The organism is Flavobacterium sp. 38 (genome assembly GCF_057799715.1).
On the sequence record NZ_JBYNWZ010000010.1, the window covers coordinates 48,708 to 73,687 of the forward strand.

A 24,980-nucleotide genomic window follows, 5' to 3' on the forward strand; every position below is an offset into this window, starting at 1 on the left:
GGAAAAAAATGAAAACTTGGTTAGACAAATGGGAACCAGAAGACGAAACCTTTTGGAATAATGGCGGAAGTAAAATAGCATGGCGGACGCTGGTAATTACTACAGCAACGCTAACCTTGTCATTTGCTTCTTGGTTTATGATGAGCGTTATTGCTGTAAAATTACCAGGCTTAGGCTTTAATTTTTCTAAAGATCAGCTGTTTTGGCTAACCGCAATTCCAGGGATAGCAGCAGGATTTCTTCGAATCATCCACACCTTTATATTACCCATATTTGGTACAAGACATGTAATATCATTTGCAACACTGCTAAAATTAATTCCCGTAATCGGAATTGGTTTTGCTATTATGAATGTAAATACGCCATTTTGGGTTTTTGCAGTTTTAGCTTTTACAACAGGTTTTGGCGGAGGAGATTTCTCTTCCTACATGCCCAGTACAAGTCTGTTTTTTCCGCAGCGATTAAAAGGAACGGCTTTGGGTTTACAGGCCGGAATTGGAAATTTTGGGGTTTCAATCGCGCAATTCGTAACACCTCTCATAATCGGTGTTGGAATTTATGGCGCGGCATCTACTTTTACAAGTGTTGATCCTAAAGAGACGTTGGCACTTTTACAAACATCAAGTTTAGAAAAACAAAAAGAAGTTTTTGCAACTTTTGATGTAGAAATGCAATCAAAAATACTTGCTAACATAAAGCAAGATGTCAAAGATTCAGTAAGTAATGCCGTAAACTCTACTGATAATGTAGCTATTTTTAACGCTTTACCTATAAAAGCAAAAGCAAAAGCCATTGCCAATGCAAATCCGAAATTGGCTGAAAAAATATTAGATAACATTAAACCTGATAATACGGCAGTTAAAAAATCAGAAATCTACTTGCAGTCTGCAGCATTTTGGTATGTTCCCTTTTTAATAATTATGGCAATTTTAAGCTGGTTTTATTTAAAAAGTATTCCAATGATGGCGTCTGTAAAAGAGCAGATGGATATTTTTTCCAATAAACATACGTGGTATTGCACTATTACCTATATCATGACTTTTGGAACTTTCGCAGGTTTATCGGCAGCTTTTCCTTTAATGATAAAATTTCTTTACGGAGATTTTCCAAATCCGCCAGATCCTTTGGTATATGCATTTTACGGCCCATTATTAGGTTCAGCCAGCCGAATTGCATTTGGGTTTGTTGCTGATAAAGTTGGAGGAGCAATTTTAACGACCATTACAGGTCTGGGAATTTTAGCGGGATCGATAATTTTAGTAACGCAAGGGTTAGTTGCCCCTGCAAGTATGGAGCAGTTTCCACTTTTTGTAACGGTAATTCTAGCCATGTTCTTTTTTACAGGAATTGGAAATGCAGGAACCTTTAGACAATATCCAATCATTTTTAAAGAAAATGCGCGCCAAGCTGCAGGAGTTATCGGTTGGACAGCTGCAATCGCGGCTTTTGGACCTTTTATTTTTTCTAAATTGATAGGGAATAATATTTCTGCAAATGGTACTGTAAATCAGTTTTTTATTGGCGTTGCTTTATATACTGTATTGGCAACGGCTATCAATTGGTGGTTTTACAATCGTAAAAATTGTGAGAAGCCAAGTTAATAGGCAATCATTAAATTTTAATTTAAGATGAAAGAAAGAACATTTAATACGAAAGCGTTATTAATTGCGACGGCAGCTTCTGCTTTTATGGTTGTATTGGTTTTCTATGGATCAAGAGAACTGCAGAATTTTGATGCCGCTTTAGTAACTTATCTCTTCGGGACTTTATTTGCATTTTTTGGAGTTGTCTATCGATATACGGTTTGGCTGCAGCGCCCGCCAACGTGGATGTATTTTAAACGCGGCATCAATTTTCTATTTACAGGAAAAGTATTCTCGCATTTATGGTTTCTGACGAAAGAGTCGGTTGAGAATATTGCTTTTCAAAAATTTATTTATCCTAGAGGGAAATACCGCTGGATAGCACATTTCTGTATTGCAATTGGCTGTTTATCTGCTTTTGCCATAACTTTTCCGCTGACATTTGGATGGATTCATTTTACTTTGGCTCCCAATTCCATTTCAGTTTACGAAGCCCATTTTTTTGGTTTTAAAGTAATGGATTTTGAATTAGGATCCATAATGGCTTTTTTGACTTTTCATGCCTTAAATTGGTCTTCTTATTTGGTTATTATTGGCTCTCTTTATTATTTGAGACGCCGTTTGACTAATCCAGGATTAATTGCCACACAAACTTTTGAAGGCGATTTACTGCCGCTTCTTTTACTAATTGCAATTTCAGTAACAGGTTTATGTCTGACGTATTCTTATCAGTTCATGAAAGGATTTGCGTATGATTTTCTGGCTGTAATTCACGCCGTTACTGTTATTATGTTTCTGATCTGGATTCCGTTTGGGAAATTCTTTCATATCATTCAGCGCCCTGCTCAGATTGGCGCGCATATTTATAAAAAAGAAGGAATAAAAAAAGGAATGGCAATCTGTAAAGAAACAGGAAAGCCTTTTGCAACACAGCTTCATATCGATGACTTAAAAATAGTGACAAAACAATTAGGTTTTGATTTTAGTGATGATGAAGGCAATTCGCATCTTGACTTAAGTCCAGAAGGAAAAAGAGACCGTCTGGCAAAAGCACATTTAAAAGCAAGATTAGAAGGCGGAAATTTATTTGGATAGGAAAAAAAGTTTCAGGTTTAAAGTTTAAAGTTTCAAGTCACGCACAGAACCTGAAACTTGAAACTTGAAACAAAAAAAACAAAATTAGACATGGCAAAACTACCTGTATCAACTGAAAAAATAATCGAAGATTTTGGTCCGCATTTGAATTATTCACCAAAAGAAGGATACCCTGGGCGTGACGAGCCAGACAAAACGGTAAAAACACATTGCTGCTTTTGCGGTATGCAGTGCGGAATCCAATTAACGGTAAAAGACAATAAAGTGGTCGGTTTTGAACCTTGGATGGAATTTCCTTTCAATGAAGGCCGTCTGTGCCCAAAAGGAGTGCAGCGCTATCTTCAAAACAATCATCCCGACAGACTTTTACATCCAATAAAAAGAGTGGAAGGTAAAGGTTTTGAAAAAATGTCTTGGGATGATGCAATGGATAAAACTGTTTCTGAAATAAAAAGAATTCAGGAAAAATACGGGAAGCATGCCTTTTCTATGCTATCGGGTGTTTCGCTTACGAATGAGAAAAGCTATTTGGTTGGAAAATTTGCCAGAGTTGCTTTAAAAACCAGAAACTTAGATTATAATGGACGTTTGTGCATGGTAAGTGCAGGTGCAGGAAATAAAAAAGCATTTGGACTAGATCGCGCATCCAACAATTATTCCGATTTAGAATACGCTGAGGTAATTGTTGTTGCAGGAGCGAATATCAGCGAAACATTTCCAACTTTAACCCATTGGATCTGGAAAGCTAGAGATCGGGGAGCAAAACTCATTGTAGTAGATCCGCGTGTTATTCCATTGGCAAGAACAGCCGATATTCATCTCGATGTAAGACCGGGAACAGATTCAGCTTTATATGGAGCGATGCTGAAATATCTCGTAGATCACGATATGCTCGATCATGATTTTATTGATAATCATACTTCGGGATTTCAGGAAACAATTGATGCTGTAAAAGACTATACTTTAGAATGGGCAGAAGAAATTACGGGAATTTCTAAAGAAAAAATTAAAGCAGCTGCCGAGTTGTGGGGTAAAGCAAAAACAAGCTTTCTGCTTCACGCTCGCGGAATTGAACATCACTCAAAAGGAGTCGATAATGTGGTAGGCTGCATTAATCTGGTTTTGGCAACAGGCAGAATCGGAAAACCTTATTGCGGTTACGGAACTATTACGGGACAAGGAAATGGACAGGGAGGAAGAGAACACGGACATAAATGCGATCAGTTGCCGGGAAATAGAGACATTGAAAATCCGGAACATAGAAAGTACATTTCTGAGGTCTGGGGAATCGATGAAAAAGATCTCCCTGGAAAAGGGCTTACGGCTTATGAAATTATTGAAGCGATTCACAGAGACGAAATTAAGGGATTGATTTCGATTTGTTTCAATCCGCTGGTTTCGCTTCCAAACAATAATTATGTTCGTTCGGCCCTTGAAAAATTAGAGTTTTACGTCTGTATCGATTTCTTTTTGAATGAAACCGCGCGCCACGCCGATATTGTTCTCGCTGGATCTTTACAGGAAGAAGAAGAAGGAACCACAACTTCTGCAGAAGGACGCGTAATTCGAATCAGACAAGCGGTTACGCCTCCAGGTGAAGCAAGAACCGATACATCTATTTTATTGGAAATCGCTGAAAGATTGGGAGAAAAAGACAAGTTTACTTATGCCAATAGCGAAGCTATTTTTAATGAACTTCGTGTAGCTTCAAAAGGAGGAACAGCAGATTATTTTGGAATTACCTATAAAAAAGTTGAAGACCATATGGGCGTTTTTTGGCCCTGTCCAACGGAAGATCATCCAGGAACACCGAGATTGTGGGAAGACAGGAAATTTAAAACTCCAGACGGAAAAGCGCATTTCAATCCCGCACCGTACAAACTGCCGGGCGAAGTTACTGACGAAGAATATCCGATAACCTTAACAACAGGACGTGTGGTTTCGCAATATTTAAGCGGAACACAAACTAGAAGAATTGGAAAACTCGTAGATCAGTTTCCAGAACCAATGTTGGAAATTCACCCAGAAATGGCTCAGAAATACAATATTCAGCAGAGAGAATTGGTAAAAGTTTCTACAAGAAGAGGAGAAGGAATTTTTCCAGCCAATATTGTAGAAACCATTCGAAAGGATACTGTTTTTATCCCGTACCACTGGCCAGGGAAAAAATCGGCCAATCAATTAACGCCTGGAACTTTAGATCCGATTTCTAAAATTCCGGAGTTTAAAGTCTGCGCCTGTAAATTGGAACCATTAGGAGAAATAGAAAATTCATCAGAGAATTCCAATGCTTATGCAAGTGTTTAATCTATAAAAACAAGTAATTATGAATGTAACTAATTATAATAAAAACGAAGAGTTTTTTGTAGACTTACAAAGATGCATAGGCTGTAAAGCTTGCGAAATGGCTTGTGCAGAATGTGAAACCAACGGCCAAGAATCGATGATTCATGTCAATTATGTAGAACGTGAAGTTACGATTCAAACCACAGTTCAGGTTTGTATGCACTGCGAAGATCCAGTTTGTGCGAATGTTTGTCCAGCGGATGCAATTTCGCAAGACGAATTTGGAGTGGTTCATACTGCCAATACAGAACGCTGCATTGGCTGTTCCAACTGTGTAATGGCCTGTCCGTTTGGAGTTCCGAAGAAAATGGAAGAATACGATTTAATGATGAAATGTACCATGTGTTACGACAGAACCAGTGTTGGCAAAAAACCAATGTGTGCAACGGTTTGCCCGAGTGGTGCCTTGTTTTATGGAACTCGCGCTCAAATCGAAGAAATGCGTCCAAATAGTACTCCAGTAAACTCATTTGTTTTTGGAAAAGAACGCGTAAATACAAAAGTAAATATCATGATGCCAAAAGGCAGTACGGAATTACGAATATTCTAAATCTAAAATCCAATGTCTAAAGAAGATAATTTACAAGAAAACTGGAAGAAGGATTTTCCATATAAAAAACAAGAATCCACGCAAGTGAGCCGGCGCGATTTTGCCAAATTCCTAACGCTGGTTTCTGGCGGTTTAATGGTTGGCAGCGGATTGGTGGCTGCAAAAGCGTATCTATTGACAGGTGAAGAAGTTGTCGGCGAACATTTTGTATGTGAAATAAAAGATATTCCGTTAGGCGGAACAAGAGGTTTTGTGATTGAAGGAAGCACTATTCCGTATATTTTGGTGCATTTGGAGAGCGGTATGTTTAGAGCTTTCGAGCAAAAATGTACGCATCTTTCGTGTGCGGTTTATTATAAACCAAATTCAGGAATTATTCATTGTCCGTGCCATGAAGGTTCTTTTGATGCTTTGACTGGTGATGTTATCGCGGGACCTCCGCCGAGAGCGTTGCCTCAATTAGAAGTAGTTTTAAAAGGCGAAAAGATTTTTGTTAAAGCATTTGAAAATAAAGAAAGTTAATAGTTTAAAATAAAAATTATGAGTACATTTAGAAGAAGCCAAAATCAGGCAAATCCGAATAAGTTGAATGTTATTCTGTCTACTTTAATATTTGTTTTAATCTTAAATGTAAGTATTCAAATCTGGTTATTGTATGCTGCTTTAAATAATGCATTAGATCATAATAAAGAAATTTTAATTCCAGCATTTGTAGGTTCTCTTATTTTATTTTTGATTGGTTTTGGATGGCTGTATTATCTGCCAAAAGGAAATTTTAGAAATAATAAAACATAAAATTATGAGCTCAAATCTTGGCGCAAACAAAATTGCTTTTTTCTCGACCCAGCCTTACGATAAAACGTTTTTTAATCAATACAATGAAAATTTTGGTTTTCAATTGAATTTTTTTGAAACACAGCTTAACCCGCAAACAGTTGCTTTAATTGAAGAATGCGAAATTGTTTGTGTGTTTGTAAATGATATTGTGAACGAAATTGTGATAAGACAGCTTGCCGAAAAAAAGGTAAAAATAATTGCTTTGCGTTGTGCAGGATTTAATAATGTTGATTTAGAAGCAGCAAAAAAACACCAGATAAAAGTTTGTCGTGTTCCTGCTTATTCTCCGCAAGCAGTTGCAGAACACGCAATGGCCATGATTTTAACTTTAAACAGAAAAACACATAAAGCTTATAATCGAGTTCGTGAACAGAATTTCTCTCTAAATGGATTGTTGGGTTTTGATTTGTTCGGAAAAACAATCGGAATTATCGGAACTGGAAATATCGGAAAAGCATTTTCTAAAATAGCATTAGGCTTTGGCTGTAAAGTTTTGGCATATGATATTGTAGAAAGTGAAGAAATGAAAAAAGATGGCGTTTCTTTTGTAGGTTTAGAAGAGATTTTCAAATCAAGCGATATCATCTCGCTTCATTGTCCGTTAAACGATCAGACCAAACATGTAATCAATACAACCTCAATTTCTTTTATGAAAGAAAGTGTTATGATTATCAACACAAGCCGTGGCGGATTAATAGAAACTTCATCTGTCATTGAAGGATTGAAGGAAGGGAAAATTGGCTATTTAGGAATTGACGTTTACGAACAAGAAGAGAAATTATTCTTCAGAGATCTTTCTGCCGATATTATTCAGGACGATGCCATTCAGCGTTTAATGAGTTTTCCGAATGTTCTAGTAACAGCACATCAAGCCTTTTTTACCAACGAAGCTTTAACGCAGATTGCATTGGTGACTTTCAATAATATAAAATCATTATTGGCAGAAAACGATATTGAAAATAAAGCTGCTCTTTTGGTTTAGAAAACGCTTTGTCGAATATTTTTTGTAATTTAAAGTGATGAAAAGGAGTTTATGAAATTTAAAACGGCAAATCATGAAAAATATAATCTTACTTTTAGTTGCAGTTTTAGTATTGCATTCCTGTCAAAATAAAGACAATTCAAAAAATATTGTAAAAACTATTGTTCAAGATACATTGTCTAAAACACTTGGCGGTACAGCAGATTTAAATGCTAAGCCTGTAAAAGATATAGAAACAGTGAAAATGATCAGAGAGCAGCTTTTGATTCTCTTAAAAACTGATCTGCCATCATTAAAGAAAGAAGAGCGTTTTTTCTTTTATGATGCTTTCGATTTAAATAAAGACAAGAAAGACGAATATTTTGTCGGCTTCTCCAATTCCTATTTCTGCGGAAGCGGCGGCTGTTCAGGCTTCATTTTAAATAACAATGGAAGTTTGATCAATAAGTTCTCCGTAACCGATTTTCCGATTTTAATTGGTCCAACTTCAACCGAAAATTTTTCTGATCTCTTAATGAAAAGTGGAGGATTGTACCATTTAGTAAAAATGAAAAACGGTAAGTATCCAGCCAATCCTTCTATAGAAGAAAAATGGAATGGCGAAGTTCCAAAAGAAAGCACAAAGGTTTTGGATATTTATGAGAAGAAAATGGAGAAGTATTCGTTTTAATGCCAACGCAAAAAAAATAAACCCGACAGGTTTTTAAAACCTGTCGGGTTGGAAATTTTATTCGAAAGAAATGTAATTGCTTTCAATAAGATTTAATTTATATAAATCTTTGAATTCTTTTCTCTTTGTGGAAGCACTAGCTTTTATAATTCTTCTTTTACTTGGAAAGCAAACAACAGCGTTCAAAGCATAAGGCTCAAAATCTATGAGATTTGAATAATGTTTAAATGTATTTTCTAATTGAGAATAAGCATCTTTTCTATGATTGGCTTGATTTCCTTTCGCAACTTTAACTTCTGTAAAAAAAACTTCTTGAGAATTACAAATAACATAATCACATTGGCCGCCTTTCACAGTTTTCATTACGCAATTATCGTTTTGAATAAAATAGAATCCGTCATTTGATTTGTTTTCTATATATAAATGCCAAGGTTCTTTTACTTTGACAAATAAAACGGTTTCAGCTTCAAAAACATATGTATGTTTGTCTGTGATTGTTTTTAAGCAATTTGATTCAATGTCAGGAAATGCTTCTCTAAGGCGTCGAATCATAAATCAAGCAATTTATCGAATTCATTCGCAAAAGCATCTGAAACTCCATCAATCATATTTTCTGAAATCTGCCCTAATTTATCGTTCATTATTTTTTTTGCTTTTCCATTTTTCAATTCGTATGCAATAAAATTTTTAGGATTTAACCAAGATTCCTTTTTTATAATTTTATTTACCTCTTTTGGATTTATTTGCCCCTTGTCATAAGCTAATAATAAATTATTTATAGATGCTAAAACAAAAGGACTGTGAGTAGTAAGAATTAAATTCTTTCTATCAAATAGACAATTTTTGATTAAGTATTTAATAAGTTCATGTTGTGCTTTTGGATATAAATTTAGTTCTGGCTCTTCTACAACAAAATTGAAATTATATTTTTCTTTCAATGATTTAGAATATTCAACTAAAAGTAAAATAGGTATTATTGATTGTAGACCTGAGGCAGATTCTAGTAAATCAACTTTTTCGTTTTCGCTGTGATATATATAAGAGGTTTTTCCTTCTCTTTTATATTTAATTTTTTTGTCAATAATAGTTAAAGGTAGTTCTTTAATTGTTTGAATAGCTTTTTCATAATCTTGTCCACTATTTAATAAATGCTTAGGAATTTGTATATTATTATTTATTAATCCTAAAGTGTTTTCGGAAATTAAATGAAGGAAATTTCTTTCTGCAGGAATGTACAGTGAGTCAAATAAAAATATATTGGGAAATACACTTATTATTTTTTCATACAAAAATATATAACTTTCAATATTTTGCTCCCTTTTTAAAATATCAATTAATAGATCAATATGTGTATCATTAATCTTAAGTTTTTTTATTCTCACATTAGAAAATTCAATTTCAAATTTGACTTTTTGAGTTTCATTCTCAAATATATTGTAGAAATTTTCTCTAAGTAAAAGTTTGTACGTATTTACAGTTGTTTTGATTAATGTTTTAGTGATTTCTATTATCTGTTTTTCTTGATCTAAATTATTAAGACTAATGTTTTTAATTCTGCCAACAAGATTTTGTAGTGTTGTTATGTCTAGCTTGTTTTTTTGAAAAGTAAAATCAGCAATTGTTGTGCTTCTATTCTTACTTTTGTACTCAATATATGTATTGTCGTTAAGATAGGATAAGATATTGTATTTTTTTAATTCCTCTTCAAACGATATTTGGTGATCACCTCTAAAATTCTCATCTTCAAATATTGAAATCAATTTAGCCAAAGTACTTTTCCCTGAAGCCTGTGCTCCAATAAAAGTAACCATTTCTCTAACTTCGATTTCAATATCTTTTAGAGGTCCAAAATTTTTAACAATAAGTTTTGCTCTTTCCATGTTTCAAAATTAAGGAAAATATTTATATATGAAAAAGGAGCTTTAACAAAAGCTCCTTTTAATTTTTGTATTATTTTTAAAGGAATCTACCCAACCAATTCCACAAACTTAAACTCACCATCCACAGCTACTTTCGTCAAACCGTGTTTCGATAAGTTTTTCATAGAAGCATCCCATTTTTTACCGCTTAAGTTGGCAGCAACTTTTAGCTGAGATAAATCCATTTTATTTTCATTTCCTTTCAAAAGAGTAATAATTACTTTTTCTTCTTCAGTCAACTCAATTTGTGCTTGTTTTTTCTCTGGACGCATTTGTGGGAACAATAAAACTTCCTGAATAGAAGCGTTATTTGTTAAATACATAATCAAACGATCCATTCCAATTCCCATTCCAGAAGTTGGAGGCATACCATATTCAAGCGCTCTTAAGAAATCTTCATCGATAATTCCGTTTGCTTCATCATCACCTTTTGCCGCTAAACGCATTTGATCTTCAAAACGCTCACGTTGATCAATTGGATCATTTAATTCAGAATACGCATTTGCAATTTCTTTACCGCAAACCATTAATTCAAAACGTTCCGTCAAGTCTGGATTATCGCGGTGCTCTTTACAAAGCGGTGACATTTCTTTTGGATAATCTGTAATGAAAGTAGGCTGAATATAATTTCCTTCACATTTAGCTCCAAAAATCTCATCAATTAGTTTTCCTTTACCCATTGTTTCGTCAACCTCGATTCCCATTCCTCTGGCAGCTTCGAATAATTCCTGTTCTGTTTTTCCAGAAATATCAAAACCAGTAAAATGTTTGATAGAATCCGTCATGGTAACACGAGCATAAGGCGCTTTAAAGTTGATTGTGTGCTCGCCAAAAGTAACTTCGCTAGTTCCATTTACGGCAATTGCACAATGCTCTAATAAACCTTCCGCAAATTCCATCATCCAGTTATAGTCTTTGTAGGCTACATATATTTCCATTGCAGTAAATTCAGGATTATGCGTTCTGTCCATACCTTCGTTACGGAAGTTTCTAGAGAACTCATAAACACCTTCAAATCCACCAACAATTAATCTTTTTAAGTACAATTCGTTTGCAATACGCATGTAAAGCGGAATGTCAAGCGAGTTGTGGTGCGTAATAAACGGACGCGCAGAAGCTCCACCAGGAATTGATTGTAAAACCGGAGTATCAACCTCTAAATATCCAGCATCGTTAAAATAACCACGCATTGCAGTAAATAACTTTGTACGTTTGATAAAAGTTTCTTTAACCTGCGGATTTACCGTTAAATCTACGTAACGCATTCTGTAACGCAATTCAGCATCGTTGAAGGCATCGTGTACATTTCCTTCTTCGTCAACTTTTGGCAACGGAAGAGGGCGTAAAGTTTTGCTCAAAAATGTAAAACCGTTTACACGAATACATTTTGCTCCAACTTGAGTAGTAAACAATTCACCTTCAATACCAATAAAGTCTCCTAAATCGGTTAATTTTTTGAAAACTTGGTTGTATAAAGTTTTATCATCACCTTCACACAAAACATCGCGGTTGACGTACAATTGGATACGTCCTTCGCTGTCTTGTAACTCAGCAAAACAAGCTTTACCTTGATCACGAACACTCATCAAACGTCCAGCAACAATAACCTTCTTACCTTCTTCAAACGTTTCCTTTATCTGCTTTGATGTATGATCTACAGGAAAAAGATTTGCCGGATAAGGGTTGATACCCAAGTTGCGTAAGTTTTGAAGTTTTTCTCTTCTGATGATTTCTTGTTCTGATAATGCCATTTTTGCTTTATTTTTTAAGTGTGCAAAGATAAAAAAAAGAATGTAGATTTTAGAATGCAGATTTTAGATTTTTTGCAGCATCAAATTATTGGGTTTCAATCAACTTTAGTCCCGCTATCCGCTTGTATCTTTTCCTTGCTAAAGAAGCAAGAAAAAGGATACCGCTTCTATCGGGGCTAGTTTAGAAGTTTATGTTTTCAGAACAAGTTTTAGTTGGAGCGTAGCGACTAAAAACTTAGTATCTTCGCCCGAACAACCTAAATCTAAAAATATGAAAAAATATTTACTCTGTTTTATTGTATTAATTTGTACGACAAGCTGCATGTTTAAAGAAAAGATGACCATAAATGAAAATGGATCAGGGACTTTTTCATACGGATTTGATATGTCTCCAATGTTTAAAATGGGATTTAAAAGCAATGATTCGATAAAAAAGAAGCAGGTATTAGATACTGTTTTTACTTTTAAAGAGGTTTTTGCAAAAGCAAAGGACAGTATTGCAAAACTATCAAAAGAGGATCAGCAAAAAATAAAGGCACTTGAAAAGTTTCAAGTTGCATTCAAAGTAAATGAAGATAAAAAACAATTTGAATTTAATATGGAATATAATTTTCCATCATCAGACAGTCTTAAAAATATGGTTTCGCCTCTTGAGGGGCTTGAAGCAATGCCAAAATTAGGACCAGGTAAACAATTAGGAGCTTTAAGTGCAGTTCCAGAAGATGAAAAGAAAAAAAGTAGATTTACTTATAACTATGACGGAAAAGTCTTTGAAAAGATATTGGTAGAAGGAGATGCTGTTAAATCAAAGAAAGTAAAAAAGAAAAAGGAAAAAGAGGAAGACAATATCTTTACAAAACAAATGGATGAATATATGAAGGAATGTAAGTATTCTTTGGAATATCATTTTCCAAAAAGGATAAAAACGGTTTCATTAAAGAATGCAGTCATTTCAAAGGATAGAAAAAGTTTTACGCTGGATATTCCAATAAAAGAACTTCCAGACGATGAAAAAGATATGGATTTCAAAGTAGTATTTGAGAATTAATCAAGATACTTAAGGCATAATAAAACAATTGAAAATACTCTTTGTATCTTTGGTAAAAAATATACTACGATGAAATTATATCAATTACTTAGTTTTTCTTTTTTAATAGCGACATTAACCAGCTGCACTTTTACCGAAAATATTACGATCAACGAAAACGGAACAGGAAAATTCTCTGTAGACATGGACGGTTCTGCTTTAATGGAAATGGCTGGTGATCAAATTGCAGGGCAAATGGGAGACGCTAAAAAAGATATTGATACAACTTTTACTTTCAAACAAATATTTGAAGAGAAAAAAGACAGTATTGCTAAGCTGTCACCAGAAACGCAGAAAGAGCTTAAAAAACTGGAAAACTTCGTTGTAGCCACAAAAATGAGCTCAGAGAAAAAACAGTTTCTAATGACAATGGGAACTGATTTTAAAAATGTAAATGAGCTGCAAGATATTTTACAGACATTAGGCACTTTACAGAAATTAGAAGGAAGCGCAAACGCGTCTCCGCTTGGCAGTGGTTTTGGAGACAACGGAAGTAAATTAACGTATACATACGACGGAAAGAAATTTACAAGAAAAGCAGTAATTGATCAGCAAAAACTGGCAGCAAAAGCAAAAGATACGGCTGGCGATATGTCAAAAATGATGTTTGCTTCTTCTAATTATATTGTAAAATATCATTTTCCAAAAAAGATAAAGAAAGTCTCTAATCCGAATGCTTTGTTTAGCGACGATCGAAAATCAATTACAATTCAATATTCTTTTACGGATTATATGGAGAATCCTGACAAACTTAACTTTGACGTTGAGTTTGAAAAATAATTAAAATGAACAAAAAAATCCAACTTCAGGATCTGGGCAAAAAAGACTATAAATCGACTTGGGAATATCAAGAAGAAATCTTTAAAGACATAGTCGATTTAAAAATCAAGAACAGAAGAGAAGAACTAGATCTGCCAACGCCAAATTATTTACTTTTTGTGGAGCATCCGCATGTTTATACATTAGGAAAAAGCGGCGATCTTGAAAATTTATTATTAAACGAAAAACAGCTCGAAGCAAAAGGAGCAACTTTTTATAAAATCAACCGTGGAGGAGATATTACCTATCACGGACCAGGACAGATTGTCGGTTACCCGATTCTTGATTTAGAAAATTTCTTTACCGATATTCATAAATACCTGCGATTGTTAGAAGAATCGATTATTCTAACTTTAGCGGAATATGGTTTAGAATCGGGCAGGAGCGAAGGCGAAACAGGAGTCTGGCTTGGTGTAGGAACTCCGTTTGCCCGTAAAATTTGTGCAATGGGCGTTCGCGCTTCAAGATGGGTAACCATGCACGGATTTGCTTTAAACGTAAATGTCGATTTGGGATATTTTGATAATATTATCCCGTGCGGTATTCGCGGAAAAGGTGTTACTTCTTTGAATGTAGAACTTGGTGTAGAAAAAGTAGACGAAGACGAAGTAAAAGCTAAAATTATCAAACATTTTACAGAGCTATTCGAAGCAGAATTCATTTAAAAAACCAAATAATTCAAGTATGGAAAATGAAGATAAAAAATCATTTTTGGAGCATTTAGCTCTTCCAGAAAAAGAATTACAAGAGTTATTGGATATTTCTCAGTTTAACAAAATAGCCAAAGGAGATTATTTTATAAAAGAAGGCCAAGCGCCTCGTAAAATGGCTTTTCTTGTAAAAGGTTTGTTTCGATATGTTTACACTCACGAAAACGGAAACGAATTCACTAAAAATATTATAGCCGAAGGGAATTTTATAAGTTCTTATTCGGCTATGATTTATAATACACCTTCCTATTTTTCTATAGAAGCTTTAGAAGATTCTGAAATCTTAGAAATTGAATATTCAGATTGGATTGGAATAAAAGAAAGAAATCCTTTTTGGAACCTCTTTTTAGTACAAATTCTCGAAAAAGCATTTTCTATAAAAGAAAAACGAGAAAGAGAATTACTCCTTTTAGATGCTGAAAAACGATTTGAGATTTTTACTGCCGAATTTCCTAATATCGAAAATCGAGTTTCGCAGCAAATTATAGCTTCTTATTTAGGCATTCAGCCAGAATCTCTCAGCAGGCTCAAAAGAAAAATCAAGAGTTAACATAGGTCAATGTAATTGATTGTAAGGCAAACTATTTTTGATTTCTAATTTTTAAAAATGAAATTATGGAAATCTCAAATAGCACCATTGTTATTACAGGCGGAAGTTCTGGTCTAGGACTTGAAATGTGCCGTCAGTTGATAGAAAAAGGAAATAAAGTAATTGCTTGTTCCCGCTCTTTAGAAAAGCTGCAAGAAGCTCAAAAGCAATTGCCCGATTTGGTTATTTACAAATGTGATATTGCGAAGGAATTTGAATGCGAAGCTTTTGCCGAATGGCTTCGAATAAATTATTCGCAACTGAATGTTTTAATTAATAATGCGGCGATTGCATATAAAATTCATTTTGTAGGCGATCCATTTTCTTTAGAAAAAATGAATGATGAATTCTCGGTCAATTTGCAAGCGCCAATACGGCTGATAAAATTGCTTTTTCCTCTTTTAATTGAAAACCAGAATGCTAAAATTATCAATATTACAACCGGATTGGTTTACGTTCCGAGAGCAACTTATCCGTTTTATAATGCTGCAAAAGCGGGATTGCATTCTTTTACTCAAGTTTTGAGAGAACAACTGAAACAAGAGAAAATTAAAATTATAGAAGTATTATTTCCTGTGGTTGATACGCCTTGGCATAAAGGAAATCCGCCGAAGATTGCCATTTCTCCTCAAAAAGCAGTTTCTGAAATGCTAAAAAGCATATCTCGAAATCAAACAGAAATAAGAATTGCAAAAGTAAAATTGCTTTATTTTCTTTTTAGAATAGCTCCTCGATTTGCATTTAATAAAATAAATAATCTCTAAAATGTGCTTCAAGGCATATAATTGCAGGTTTTGGAAATCGTAAATAGTATTTTTTTTAGATAGAAATCGGTTTTTCTCTAAAATTATATTCAAAAAACTGAAAAACCATTTCGCAAAAGTTAAGATTTTGAAGGGATGACAAATTATACAGAAAGCATAGTTTTCTGATGTATTTATGCTAAATTTGAGTACTTAGTATTCAATTTTAAATTTCACTTCATTTCTGATTGCTTATGAGAAAAATCTACCTATTCTGTTTTCTATTTGTGCTTAATGGTGTTTTTGCCCAAAAGAAAGATAAATTATATCCAGTTACAGTTTATGAGAAAGTGTGGCAGGAAAAAAACAGCGATACCAGATTAAAGATGATCAAATCGATTTGGTTGGAAGACAGTACTTTTGAAGACCCTTCGGCTTCTACAAAAGGAATTGCGGCTTTTAATAATGTTATCAACGAATTTTACAAGAAAAACCCAGATGCTGTACTAACGTCGGGACCTAAAATTGTAAAAGACAATTATGTGACTTGGGAGTGGAAAGTTCTGGATTCTAAAAACAATCTTGTTTTGACAGGAAGAGATTTTGCGCGTTTGAATGGAAAAGGTCAGGTGAGCAAAATTATTGGTTTTTGGGATAAAGGAGCAACTTTGTCTGAAGCGGATATTTTGAAAAACCTAGAAGCAGACAATCTAAAAGTGGTAGAGAAATATTACGAAAGCCTCTTTAAAATAAGAAATCTGGATGCCTTAAAAACTGTAGTTGCAGATGGTGCAGTTTATAGTCAAGCTACAGGTTTGCCTTACGGAGGAACTTATGTTGGTTTTAGCGAATGGACTAAAATGTTTGCAAAATCGGCTGAGTTTTTTGATTTGCAAATAGAAAAAGAACCAGTTTATTTTAGCGATGCTTCTAAAAATGAAGTAATCATGTATTTTACGATAAATTGCAGATCTAAAAAATCGGGGAAAACAATGTCGGTTCCAATTTCAGAACATTTTGATCTGAAGGACGGTAAAATTACGACTGTCAGACCTTTTTATTACGACACCAAACAATTTGCAGAGTTTTTAAAAAGCAAAAAATAACATAAAAAAAAACGACCTATTAAGGTCGTTTTTTTATTGAAAGAAATCGAGTTCCAACTGTTCTGGCAATAGTCTGAAACTCATTCTATGGTATTTTGTAGTCCCGAATTCTTTAATGGCTTCTCGGTGTTCTTTTGTTGGATATCCTTTGTTTTGTTTCCAATTATACATCGGGAATTCTTCATGAATTTTATCCATGTACTCGTCGCGATACGTTTTGGCTAAAACAGAAGCGGCAGCAATGCTTAAATATTTCCCATCACCCTTTATAATACTTTGATTAGGAATCGATTTTAAAAGAGCAATTTCATCTGGAGAAAACTGTTTCCCAAAAGTGTTTTTCAGTCCAAGTTTAGCATTCAAGGCACGATTTCCGTCAACAATTATAAATTCGGGAACGTGCTTTAATTTTAAAATGCATTCCTGCATTCCTTTCATCGAAGCGTTTAAAATATTTATTTCGTCAATTTCGTCTGGAAACAAATGTGTTACAGAAAAACACAATGCTTCTTTTTCTATAATTGGCCTTAAAAGCGCTCTTGTTTTTTCAGACAATTGTTTACTGTCGTTCAGAATTTTATTTTCAAAATTTTCAGGTAAAATTATGGCAGCGGCTGTTACTGGGCCAGCCAGGCATCCTCTTCCTGCTTCGTCCGTTCCAGTTTCTAGGGCAAATCCTGAATAATTAAGTTGTAACATTTATGCTTTTTTATAAATACAAATATTGTGTTTTTTTATTCAGATTCACAAATGTCAATAACGATAAAAAAACTTTAATAAATTGTTAAATAAATTTTTAAAAATCGACTGAATTAACATTTGCGAAACAAAATGATCATTTAAAACAATAAAATAACAAATTGTTTTGTCAGTTTTTTATCCACTATATATGCTTTTTATTGTTAAGTAAAAAGCGTTTTTCACTAAAATTATGTTAATTAATTGTTAAAATTAAATTAAATAGAATCATTCTAATTTTATGTATGTGTCTGATATTGTTGTAGTTTGTTTAAAAAAATACTGACTTTTCGGAAATTTTTTGAAGTATCTCTAAAACGAAAACGTTTTAGCTTTAAATGGGTATATTGTTATTTTAAGAAAATATTAAGATGTTTGCCGGATACTAATTCAAAATTTTTTAAAATGAAACTTAAGTTAAATGGATTCTTAGTGCTTTTAGTGGCGCTGATTACGCAACTAACCTTTGCGCAAGAAAGAACTGTTTCGGGTGTAGTTTCCGATAATGCAGGAATGCCTCTTCCAGGTGTGAGTGTATTAGTTAAAGGAACTAAAAGCGGAACGCAAACAGATTTTGATGGAAAATTTTCTATCAAAGCAACGTCAAGCGAAGTCTTGGTTTTTACTTACATTGGAATGAAAACACAGGAAGTTGTAGCTAGCTCTACAGCTTTAACTGTAAAATTGACTAGCAATACTCAAGAATTAGAGAGTGTTGTAGTTACTGCCTTGGGTATTAAAAGAGAGAAAAAATCTCTTGGATATGCTACTCAGCAAATAAAAGGTGAAGATTTAGTTGGAGGAGTTTCGAGCGCAAACTTCCTTAATGATCTTTCTGGTAAGGCTGCCGGGGTATATATTAGAAAAAACACAAATTTTGGTGGATCTACAAACGCAGTTTCAAGAGGGGTTAAAAACCTTACTGGAAATAACCAAATGCTTATTGTTGTTGATGGTATGCCTATTAATAACCAGAACGTGAACTCTAGCAATGGAGCACAAACAGCTGGTGCACGTAATACATACGATTATGGTAATGCTGGTATGGATATCAATCCTGATGATATCGAGTCAGTAAACGTGTTAAAAGGTGCTGCTGCATCTGCTTTGTACGGTTTTCAGGCTGGTAATGGTGTAATTATGATTACTACTAAAAAAGGAAAAGCTCAAAAAGGGATGGGAGTTACTATCTCAAGTGAGTTTGGAGTTGGTACTGTTGATAAAAAAACGTTCCCTGTTTACCAAAACAAATACGGACAAGGGTATGGACCAACGTATGATGCTGCAGGAAACCCAAAAGGTGTTCCGGTTGGGCCAACAGGTGCATTTTTTGTTATCGATAAAAACGGTAACCAAGTGGTAAGTACAACTGATGACGCTTCTTACGGTGTTGCATTTGATCCAAGTCTTTCAGTTTACACTTGGGAATCATATACTCCATATTCTTCAAAATTTGGACAAAAATCTCCATGGGTAGCGGCTAAAAATGGTCCAATTACATTTTTTCAAACTGCTCAGACATTCAATAACTCAATCTCTTTTGAAGGAGGTACTGACAAAAGTAACTTCGTAATCAACTATAATAACTATAAAGAGACTGGTATTTTGCCAAATAGTGAATTGAAGAAAAATAATGCAAGTATTAAATTCAACCACAAATTAACTGATAAACTTTCTGCAACTGTTTTTGCAAATTATTTTGCACAAGATACACAGGGTAGAAATACTACTGGTTATGGTGGTGATAATATCATGGGAACATTCCGTCAATGGTGGGGAACTAACGTAGATATTCAATCTCAGAAAGAAGTTTTCCAAAATTCAGGAGGACAAAATATTTCTTGGAATATGGCAGACCCTTCTAATGGAAATACCAATCCTAAATATGCTGATAATCCATATTTTACAAGATATAGAAATTATCAGACAGACGAAAGAAATCGTTTTATCGGGTATGGTCAGTTAGATTATAAAATTACAGATTGGTTAAATGCTACAGGAAAAATCAGTACAGATTCTTATTCAGAATTACGTGAAGAAAGAAAGGCGGTAGGATCTTTGGCTGCAACATTTGGGATTAACCGTTTAGCTGTTGGTTCAGGATACCAAAAATATACTGGTATGTTTTCTGAGCAAAACTATCAGTTTACTTTAAACTTCAATAAAAAACTTACTGAAGATTTCTCTTTGACAGGTTTGGCTGGTTATAATGCTTTAAGAACAAGACGTACTTCTACATTATCTTCTACAGATGGCGGACTTATTATTCCAGGAATCTATGCATTATCAAATTCAGTAAATGCTTCTCCATTCCCAATTGAGGTTGAAGAGAATTCAGCTGTGAACAGTGTTTATGCTTCTGCGTCATTAGGATTCAGAGATTTCCTTTTCGTAGAAGGTACAGTACGTAATGATGCATTCTCTATGTTGCCAGAAGGTAATAATGATGTAAATACATACTCTGCTTCTGGAAGTTATGTTTTTACAAAACATGTTAATGCTCCATGGTTAACTTTTGGTAAATTAAGAGCAAGTTATGCAGAAAACCCACAAGGAAGTATTGAGATTTATGCATTGCAAGATGCCTATACTAAATTTAATCCATACGGTACAAATCAGCTTTATTCAAGACCAAACATTGGAAATAATCCAGATTTGCACCCTGTAAAAACTAAATCTGAAGAAATTGGTTTAGAGATGCAATTCTTTGACAGAAGATTAGGTTTTGATGTGAGTGTTTATAAAACTTTAAGTGAGGATCAAATCTTTCCAGTAGACTATTCTACTGCAACAGGTTACTCTTCTAAATTTGTGAATGCAGGATCTGTTGAGAATAAAGGTGTCGAGGTAATGTTCAATGCAACGCCTATAAAAACAAATGACTTTTCTTGGGATATTAACGTAAACTGGTCTAAAAATGAGAATACAGTTGTAGCTTTAACACCTGGTGTTGATGTATTAACAATTGGTACATTCCAGGGCGGTGTTAGTATTGTGGGGACAAAAGGAAATCCTTATGGAGATATCCTTGGTAAAGATTATGTCTACAAAGACGGACAAAGAGTAACTAAAAATGGAGTTTATTTGCAGACAGCAACTACTAATAATGTAATTGGTAATGTTACTCCAGACTGGATTGGTGGTATTCGTAATAGATTTGCTTATAAACAAGTTTCTCTAGGTTTCTTAATTGATGTTCAAAAAGGAGGAGATATTTTCTCTCTTGATCAATATTATGGACAAAGCTCTGGTTTATATACAACTACAGCAGGAAACAATGAGTTAGGAAATCCTGTAAGAAACACACTTGCTAATGGTGGAGGTGTTATCTTACCTGGAGTAAATGAAGATGGAACTCCTAATACTACAAGAACTCCAAGTCCTGAGGTAGCTGGAAGTATCTATGGTTATAATAATAACCCACAAAAAGCATTTGTTTACGATGCAAGTTACGTGAAATTAAGAGAGGTAAGTATTACTTATAGTTTCCCTAAAAACATTATAGCTAAAGCAGGTTTGAATGATTTACGTCTTTCTTTAGTAGGTTCTAACTTATGGATCATCAGTAAAAATCTTCCAGATGCAGATCCAGAAAGTGGTCTAAGTTCAGGTAACTTATCAGCAGGTTATTCAGGAGGTTCACTTCCTACAACAAGAAACATTGGTTGTAACCTAACATTAAAATTTTAAATCATGAAAAAAGTACTTTTATTAATGTCTGTGGTGGGTATGATGGTTTCGTGCAGCCAGGACATTACAGATATGAATGTTGATCCTAAAAAGCCAACAACAACCAAAGCAGAATTTTTGTTTACAAATGCTGAGAAGAAATTAGTCGATCAAATGGTTAGCACTAGTGTGAATAATAACGTTTTTAGATTATTTGCACAGCAATGGACAGAGACGACTTATCCTGATGAAAGTCAGTATAATATTACAAACAGAAAAATTCCTGATACTCACTTTTTGGTTTTGTACAGAGATGTTCTAGCAGATTTTCATGATGCAAGAGTTATGATTGCAGCAACAGCTACAGCAACTCCTGCAGATGAGGCAACTAAGCAAAATAAATTAGCGCTTATCGATATTTTAGAAGCTTATGCTTATAGTGTATTGGTAGATACTTTTGGAAACGTTCCTTATTCTCAGGCAATTGATATCCAGAAATATCCTTTACCAGCTTATGATGATGCAAAAACTATTTACCAAGATCTTATCAAAAGATTAAGTGCATCTGCTGCAGTTTTAAAAGCAAATAATACTGTAGCTAACTTTGGTTCAGCAGATATTATCTATTCTGGTAATGCTGCAAGTAATGCTAAATGGGCAAAATTTGCTAACTCGTTAATCATTAGAATGGCAGTTAATATGTCAGATGTTGATCCTGCTTATGCAACTACTCAAGTTCAAGCAGCTCTTGCTTCTGGTGCTTTGGCTGGTAATCAAGATAATACAAAGTTGACTTATTTGACTACATCAGGAAATCAAAACCCATTGTATGCAGATTTAGTAACAAGCCAGAGATTTGATTTTATTCCTGCTGAGCCTTTTGTTTCTGCTATGGATGCTGTTGTTCCTGGAGGTGACCCAAGGATGCCTAAATATTTTACTAACCTAACTTCTCCAGCTCCAGTTATTCCTACAGGAAGAACTTTCGTAGGAGGTACTTATGGTGCAGGTAACGTTTATACATCATATTCTCAGATAACTTCAACATTAAACAATCCAGTTTTCCCAGGAACTATCTTTGATTTCGCTGAGTTGAATTTCTTATTGGCAGAAGCTGCTGAGAAAAATTTAATTCCAGGTGGTTCTGCTCAAGCAAAAGTTTACTACGAGGAAGGTATTAAGGCTTCTATGGCAGACTGGGGAGTGACTAATACTGCTGCTATTGATGCTTACATTGCAAGTCCAAAAGTAGATTATAACAATGCTTTAAGTGGAGCAACATATAAAGAGAAGATCGGTAATCAAGCATGGTTTGCTCTTTATAACAGAGGATACGAAGCATGGACGTCTTACAGAAGATTGGATTTCCCAGTTTTAAAAGCGCCTCAGGCAGCTATCAACAAACTTATTTTTACTGTGCCTGTTAGATATACTTATCCAGGAGTTGAAACAAGTATCAATAAAGCAAACTATACTAAAGCTGCTGCTGATATTGGTGGAGATTTATTAAACACTAAATTGTTCTGGGATAAGTTCTAATTTTAGAATAATCCATAAGCAATTAAGTTGAAGATTTAAAATAATTATACCCTCTTAAGGGAATAAGAAAAATAAATATTTTGATTTTTTTTGAAAGCCCCGTATACTTTTGTATACGGGGTTTTCGTTTCCAAAAGACCGAAATTATTTCAATTTCATATTATATATTATGTTTTTTCGTTTATACCTTTTTATCTTACCTTTGCTTAGCAAATTTGTCAAAATAAATTTATACAAAGCCATCAAATGAGAATATTCATTTTTTTATATCTATTAGTTGTTCCAACATTATTGTTTTCGCAAGAAAAAAAACCAGCTTCTAAAAGTAATTTAGATATGAATTCGGAATATTCTAGTATTACGGATACTCTAAAAAAGAAAAAGAAAAAAATAGCGACAATAGACCAATATAAAATTGTCACTTTAGAACACGATACCATTTATGCCGATACATCGCTGACTCTTAAAAGTGCTTACAGGCAAAATCACCTAAGAAGAGATCTTTTTGGACTTCAGGAATTTTCTAATATTGGACAGCCTTTAAATACGCTGCAATATAGCTTGACAAGTTTTTCTCCGTATCCAGAAATTGGTTTTACCGGAAAACATTCTATTTATATGCAAGCAGATCAAATTAGATATTATTCTGTTGCAACACCTTTTACAGAGTTGTTTTTTAACACTACTATTAATAAAGGACAGAATGTAGATTCTTTTATCACGTTAAACGTTTCTAAAAATCTAAATTTCTCTATTGCGTACAAGGGTTTAAGATCAGAGGGAGATTATATTAATCAGTTGGTTAGTGCAGGAAATCTAAGAATTACAACTAGTTATGCTACAACCAGCAGACGATATGCAATAAATGCACATTTTGCAAATCAAGATATCTTAAATGAAGAAAATGGAGGTATTACAAATGATACTGATTTTGAAAGCGATAATCCAGATTATAAAAATCGACAACGTTTACAGGTTTATTTAACCGATGCAGAATCCTTTTTAAAAGGAAGAAGATTGTTTTTTGATCATGCCTTCAGAGTAAATCCGAATGATGGAAGCAATAATTTATACATTACGCACCAATTTAATTACGAGTATAAAGCTTACGAATATAAACAGCCAACCATACTTTCAAGTGTAACTGGTAGTGATGGCACGACAAAACGCATACCGCGATTTGGAGATTCGTATGCGGCAAGTAATATTAATGATCAGACTAAATATGAGAGACTTTATAATAAAGTAGGTGCAGCTTATGAAAATTCGCTGTTAGGTAAATTCATGTTTTTTATAGACGATTACAGATCTAATTATAAGTACAACCGAATTATCGTGGATACAGCTGGAAATGCAGTTCCAGACAATTTGTTTTTGCAGTTTAATAATTTTGGTGCTCAGTACGAATACCAAAAAAACAAATGGAATGGTAGATTTTTATATTCAAGATCAATTACCAACCAATCTCTTTCAGATTTAGATGCTAAGCTGCGTTACGATATGAGCGAAAAAATTAAGTTTGATTTCAGGTATCGTAACATCAATAAATTGCCTAATAACAATTATAATCTTTATCAAAGTAGTTGGATTCAGTACAATTGGTCGAATGATTTTAAGAATGAAAAAATTAATTCATTAAGTGCAGAAATTACAACACCTTGGCTGACAGGTCAAGTTCAATACACCGTTTTAAACGATCATTTATATTTTAAAGATGATGCCTCAGTTGCGCAGAAAGCAGCAGACATACAAATTGTAAAACCTTTTCAATACGGAAATGCAATTAATTATTTAGAAATAAAAGCAAGCCGTGAATTTAAATTTGGAAAATTTGCTTTAGATAATACCCTTTTATATCAGAAAGTAGATCAGTCCGATTTAATTTTAAATGTGCCTGATTTTGTAACTAGAAATACATTCTATTATTCTGGTCATTTCTTTAAAAAGGCATTGTTTATGCAAACGGGACTTGTATTTAATTATATGACAAAATATTATGGAGATGATTATAATCCTGTAATCGCCGAATTTTTTGTGCAGCAGGATAAAAAAATCGGAGGTTTTGCAACATTCGATTTCTTCGTAAATGCCAGAATACGCCAAACGCGTTTTTATTTAAAAGCAGAGCACTTTAATGCTTTATTTTCACAAAGTAATTATTATGCAACGCCTAATAATCCGTATCGTGACTTTGTGTTGCGTTTTGGTTTGGTTTGGAATTGGTTCGAATAAAAAAGAGTTGAAGAT

At 34.0% G+C, this 24,980-nt stretch carries 21 protein-coding genes; 17 read left to right on the forward strand and 4 right to left on the reverse strand.

Annotation, left to right across the window (positions count from 1 at the left end; translation table 11 throughout):
* The first annotated feature begins 8 nt into the window (after positions 1-8).
* The 8 genes from AC3E9W_RS19415 to AC3E9W_RS19450 all read left to right on the forward strand — a co-directional run bounded on the left by AC3E9W_RS19415 (position 9) and on the right by AC3E9W_RS19450 (position 8,063).
* A complete protein-coding gene (locus tag AC3E9W_RS19415; RefSeq protein WP_488769662.1) occupies positions 9-1,601 on the forward strand; it encodes a magnesium transporter MgtE N-terminal domain-containing protein in 1,593 nt (530 codons plus the stop codon).
* 27 nt (positions 1,602-1,628) lie between these two features.
* Positions 1,629-2,678: an MFS transporter gene (locus AC3E9W_RS19420; protein ID WP_488769663.1), complete on the forward strand. Its 1,050-nt coding sequence runs from the start codon at positions 1,629-1,631 to the stop codon at positions 2,676-2,678.
* A 90-nt stretch (positions 2,679-2,768) separates the two neighbouring features.
* Positions 2,769-4,985, forward strand: a complete 2,217-nt coding sequence (locus AC3E9W_RS19425; RefSeq protein WP_488769664.1) for a molybdopterin oxidoreductase family protein — start codon at positions 2,769-2,771, stop codon at positions 4,983-4,985.
* Between the two features lie 19 nt (positions 4,986-5,004).
* Positions 5,005-5,574, forward strand: coding sequence for a 4Fe-4S dicluster domain-containing protein (locus AC3E9W_RS19430; protein ID WP_144215177.1), 570 nt, complete (start codon positions 5,005-5,007; stop codon positions 5,572-5,574).
* A gap of 12 nt (positions 5,575-5,586) precedes the next feature.
* Positions 5,587-6,096, forward strand: coding sequence for a QcrA and Rieske domain-containing protein (locus AC3E9W_RS19435; protein WP_488769665.1), 510 nt, complete (start codon positions 5,587-5,589; stop codon positions 6,094-6,096).
* A gap of 18 nt (positions 6,097-6,114) precedes the next feature.
* Complete coding sequence (locus AC3E9W_RS19440; protein WP_488769666.1) at positions 6,115-6,369, forward strand: DUF6755 family protein; 255 nt, start codon at positions 6,115-6,117, stop codon at positions 6,367-6,369.
* A 4-nt stretch (positions 6,370-6,373) separates the two neighbouring features.
* Complete coding sequence (locus AC3E9W_RS19445) at positions 6,374-7,393, forward strand: 2-hydroxyacid dehydrogenase (protein WP_488769667.1); 1,020 nt, start codon at positions 6,374-6,376, stop codon at positions 7,391-7,393.
* 73 nt (positions 7,394-7,466) lie between these two features.
* Positions 7,467-8,063 carry a hypothetical protein gene (locus AC3E9W_RS19450; RefSeq protein ID WP_488769668.1) on the forward strand — a complete coding sequence of 199 codons (597 nt, stop codon included), beginning with the start codon at positions 7,467-7,469 and terminating at the stop codon, positions 8,061-8,063.
* A 57-nt stretch (positions 8,064-8,120) separates the two neighbouring features.
* On the opposite strand, the gene AC3E9W_RS19455 is transcribed toward AC3E9W_RS19450, so the two are convergent.
* The 3 genes from AC3E9W_RS19455 to lysS all read right to left on the reverse strand — a co-directional run bounded on the left by AC3E9W_RS19455 (position 8,121) and on the right by lysS (position 11,733).
* A complete protein-coding gene (locus AC3E9W_RS19455; RefSeq protein ID WP_488769669.1) occupies positions 8,121-8,615 on the reverse strand; it encodes a hypothetical protein in 495 nt (164 codons plus the stop codon).
* Complete coding sequence (locus AC3E9W_RS19460) at positions 8,612-9,943, reverse strand: AAA family ATPase (RefSeq protein WP_488769670.1); 1,332 nt, start codon at positions 9,941-9,943, stop codon at positions 8,612-8,614. The genes AC3E9W_RS19455 and AC3E9W_RS19460 overlap by 4 nt, the downstream gene beginning before the upstream one ends.
* An 86-nt stretch (positions 9,944-10,029) precedes the next feature.
* On the reverse strand, positions 10,030-11,733 hold the full coding sequence (gene lysS, locus AC3E9W_RS19465) for a lysine--tRNA ligase (protein ID WP_488769671.1): 1,704 nt from the start codon (positions 11,731-11,733) through the stop codon (positions 10,030-10,032).
* A 271-nt stretch (positions 11,734-12,004) separates the two neighbouring features.
* On the opposite strand from lysS, the gene AC3E9W_RS19470 reads away from it, so the two are divergent.
* The 6 genes from AC3E9W_RS19470 (at position 12,005) to AC3E9W_RS19495 (ending at position 16,787) form a co-directional block, all read left to right on the forward strand.
* Positions 12,005-12,781 carry a hypothetical protein gene (locus AC3E9W_RS19470; protein ID WP_488769672.1) on the forward strand — a complete coding sequence of 259 codons (777 nt, stop codon included), beginning with the start codon at positions 12,005-12,007 and terminating at the stop codon, positions 12,779-12,781.
* A gap of 69 nt (positions 12,782-12,850) precedes the next feature.
* Positions 12,851-13,600 (forward strand): hypothetical protein, encoded by a 750-nt coding sequence (locus tag AC3E9W_RS19475; protein WP_488769673.1) that lies wholly within the window; start codon positions 12,851-12,853, stop codon positions 13,598-13,600.
* 5 nt (positions 13,601-13,605) lie between these two features.
* Positions 13,606-14,304, forward strand: a complete 699-nt coding sequence (gene lipB, locus AC3E9W_RS19480; protein WP_488769674.1) for a lipoyl(octanoyl) transferase LipB — start codon at positions 13,606-13,608, stop codon at positions 14,302-14,304.
* 19 nt (positions 14,305-14,323) lie between these two features.
* Positions 14,324-14,899, forward strand: a complete 576-nt coding sequence (locus AC3E9W_RS19485) for a Crp/Fnr family transcriptional regulator (RefSeq protein WP_488769675.1) — start codon at positions 14,324-14,326, stop codon at positions 14,897-14,899.
* 65 nt (positions 14,900-14,964) lie between these two features.
* The gene (locus tag AC3E9W_RS19490; RefSeq protein WP_488769676.1) at positions 14,965-15,702 is read left to right on the forward strand and encodes an SDR family oxidoreductase; all 738 of its coding nucleotides are present in this window, start codon (positions 14,965-14,967) and stop codon (positions 15,700-15,702) included.
* Positions 15,703-15,935: 233 nt separating this feature from the next.
* Entirely contained in the window at positions 15,936-16,787 is an 852-nt protein-coding gene (locus AC3E9W_RS19495; protein ID WP_488769677.1) for a nuclear transport factor 2 family protein, read from the forward strand.
* 33 nt (positions 16,788-16,820) lie between these two features.
* Here the strand turns inward: AC3E9W_RS19495 and rnhB are convergent, their stop codons facing one another.
* Positions 16,821-17,486: a ribonuclease HII gene (gene rnhB, locus AC3E9W_RS19500; protein WP_488769678.1), complete on the reverse strand. Its 666-nt coding sequence runs from the start codon at positions 17,484-17,486 to the stop codon at positions 16,821-16,823.
* Positions 17,487-17,930: 444 nt separating this feature from the next.
* Here rnhB and AC3E9W_RS19505 point away from each other — a divergent pair, with 444 nt between their 5' ends.
* The 3 genes from AC3E9W_RS19505 to AC3E9W_RS19515 all read left to right on the forward strand — a co-directional run bounded on the left by AC3E9W_RS19505 (position 17,931) and on the right by AC3E9W_RS19515 (position 24,965).
* Positions 17,931-21,215, forward strand: coding sequence for a SusC/RagA family TonB-linked outer membrane protein (locus AC3E9W_RS19505; protein WP_306158574.1), 3,285 nt, complete (start codon positions 17,931-17,933; stop codon positions 21,213-21,215).
* Between the two features lie 3 nt (positions 21,216-21,218).
* On the forward strand, positions 21,219-22,733 hold the full coding sequence (locus tag AC3E9W_RS19510; protein ID WP_488769679.1) for a SusD/RagB family nutrient-binding outer membrane lipoprotein: 1,515 nt from the start codon (positions 21,219-21,221) through the stop codon (positions 22,731-22,733).
* Between the two features lie 246 nt (positions 22,734-22,979).
* Complete coding sequence (locus AC3E9W_RS19515; protein ID WP_488769680.1) at positions 22,980-24,965, forward strand: putative porin; 1,986 nt, start codon at positions 22,980-22,982, stop codon at positions 24,963-24,965.
* Positions 24,966-24,980 lie beyond the last annotated feature (15 nt).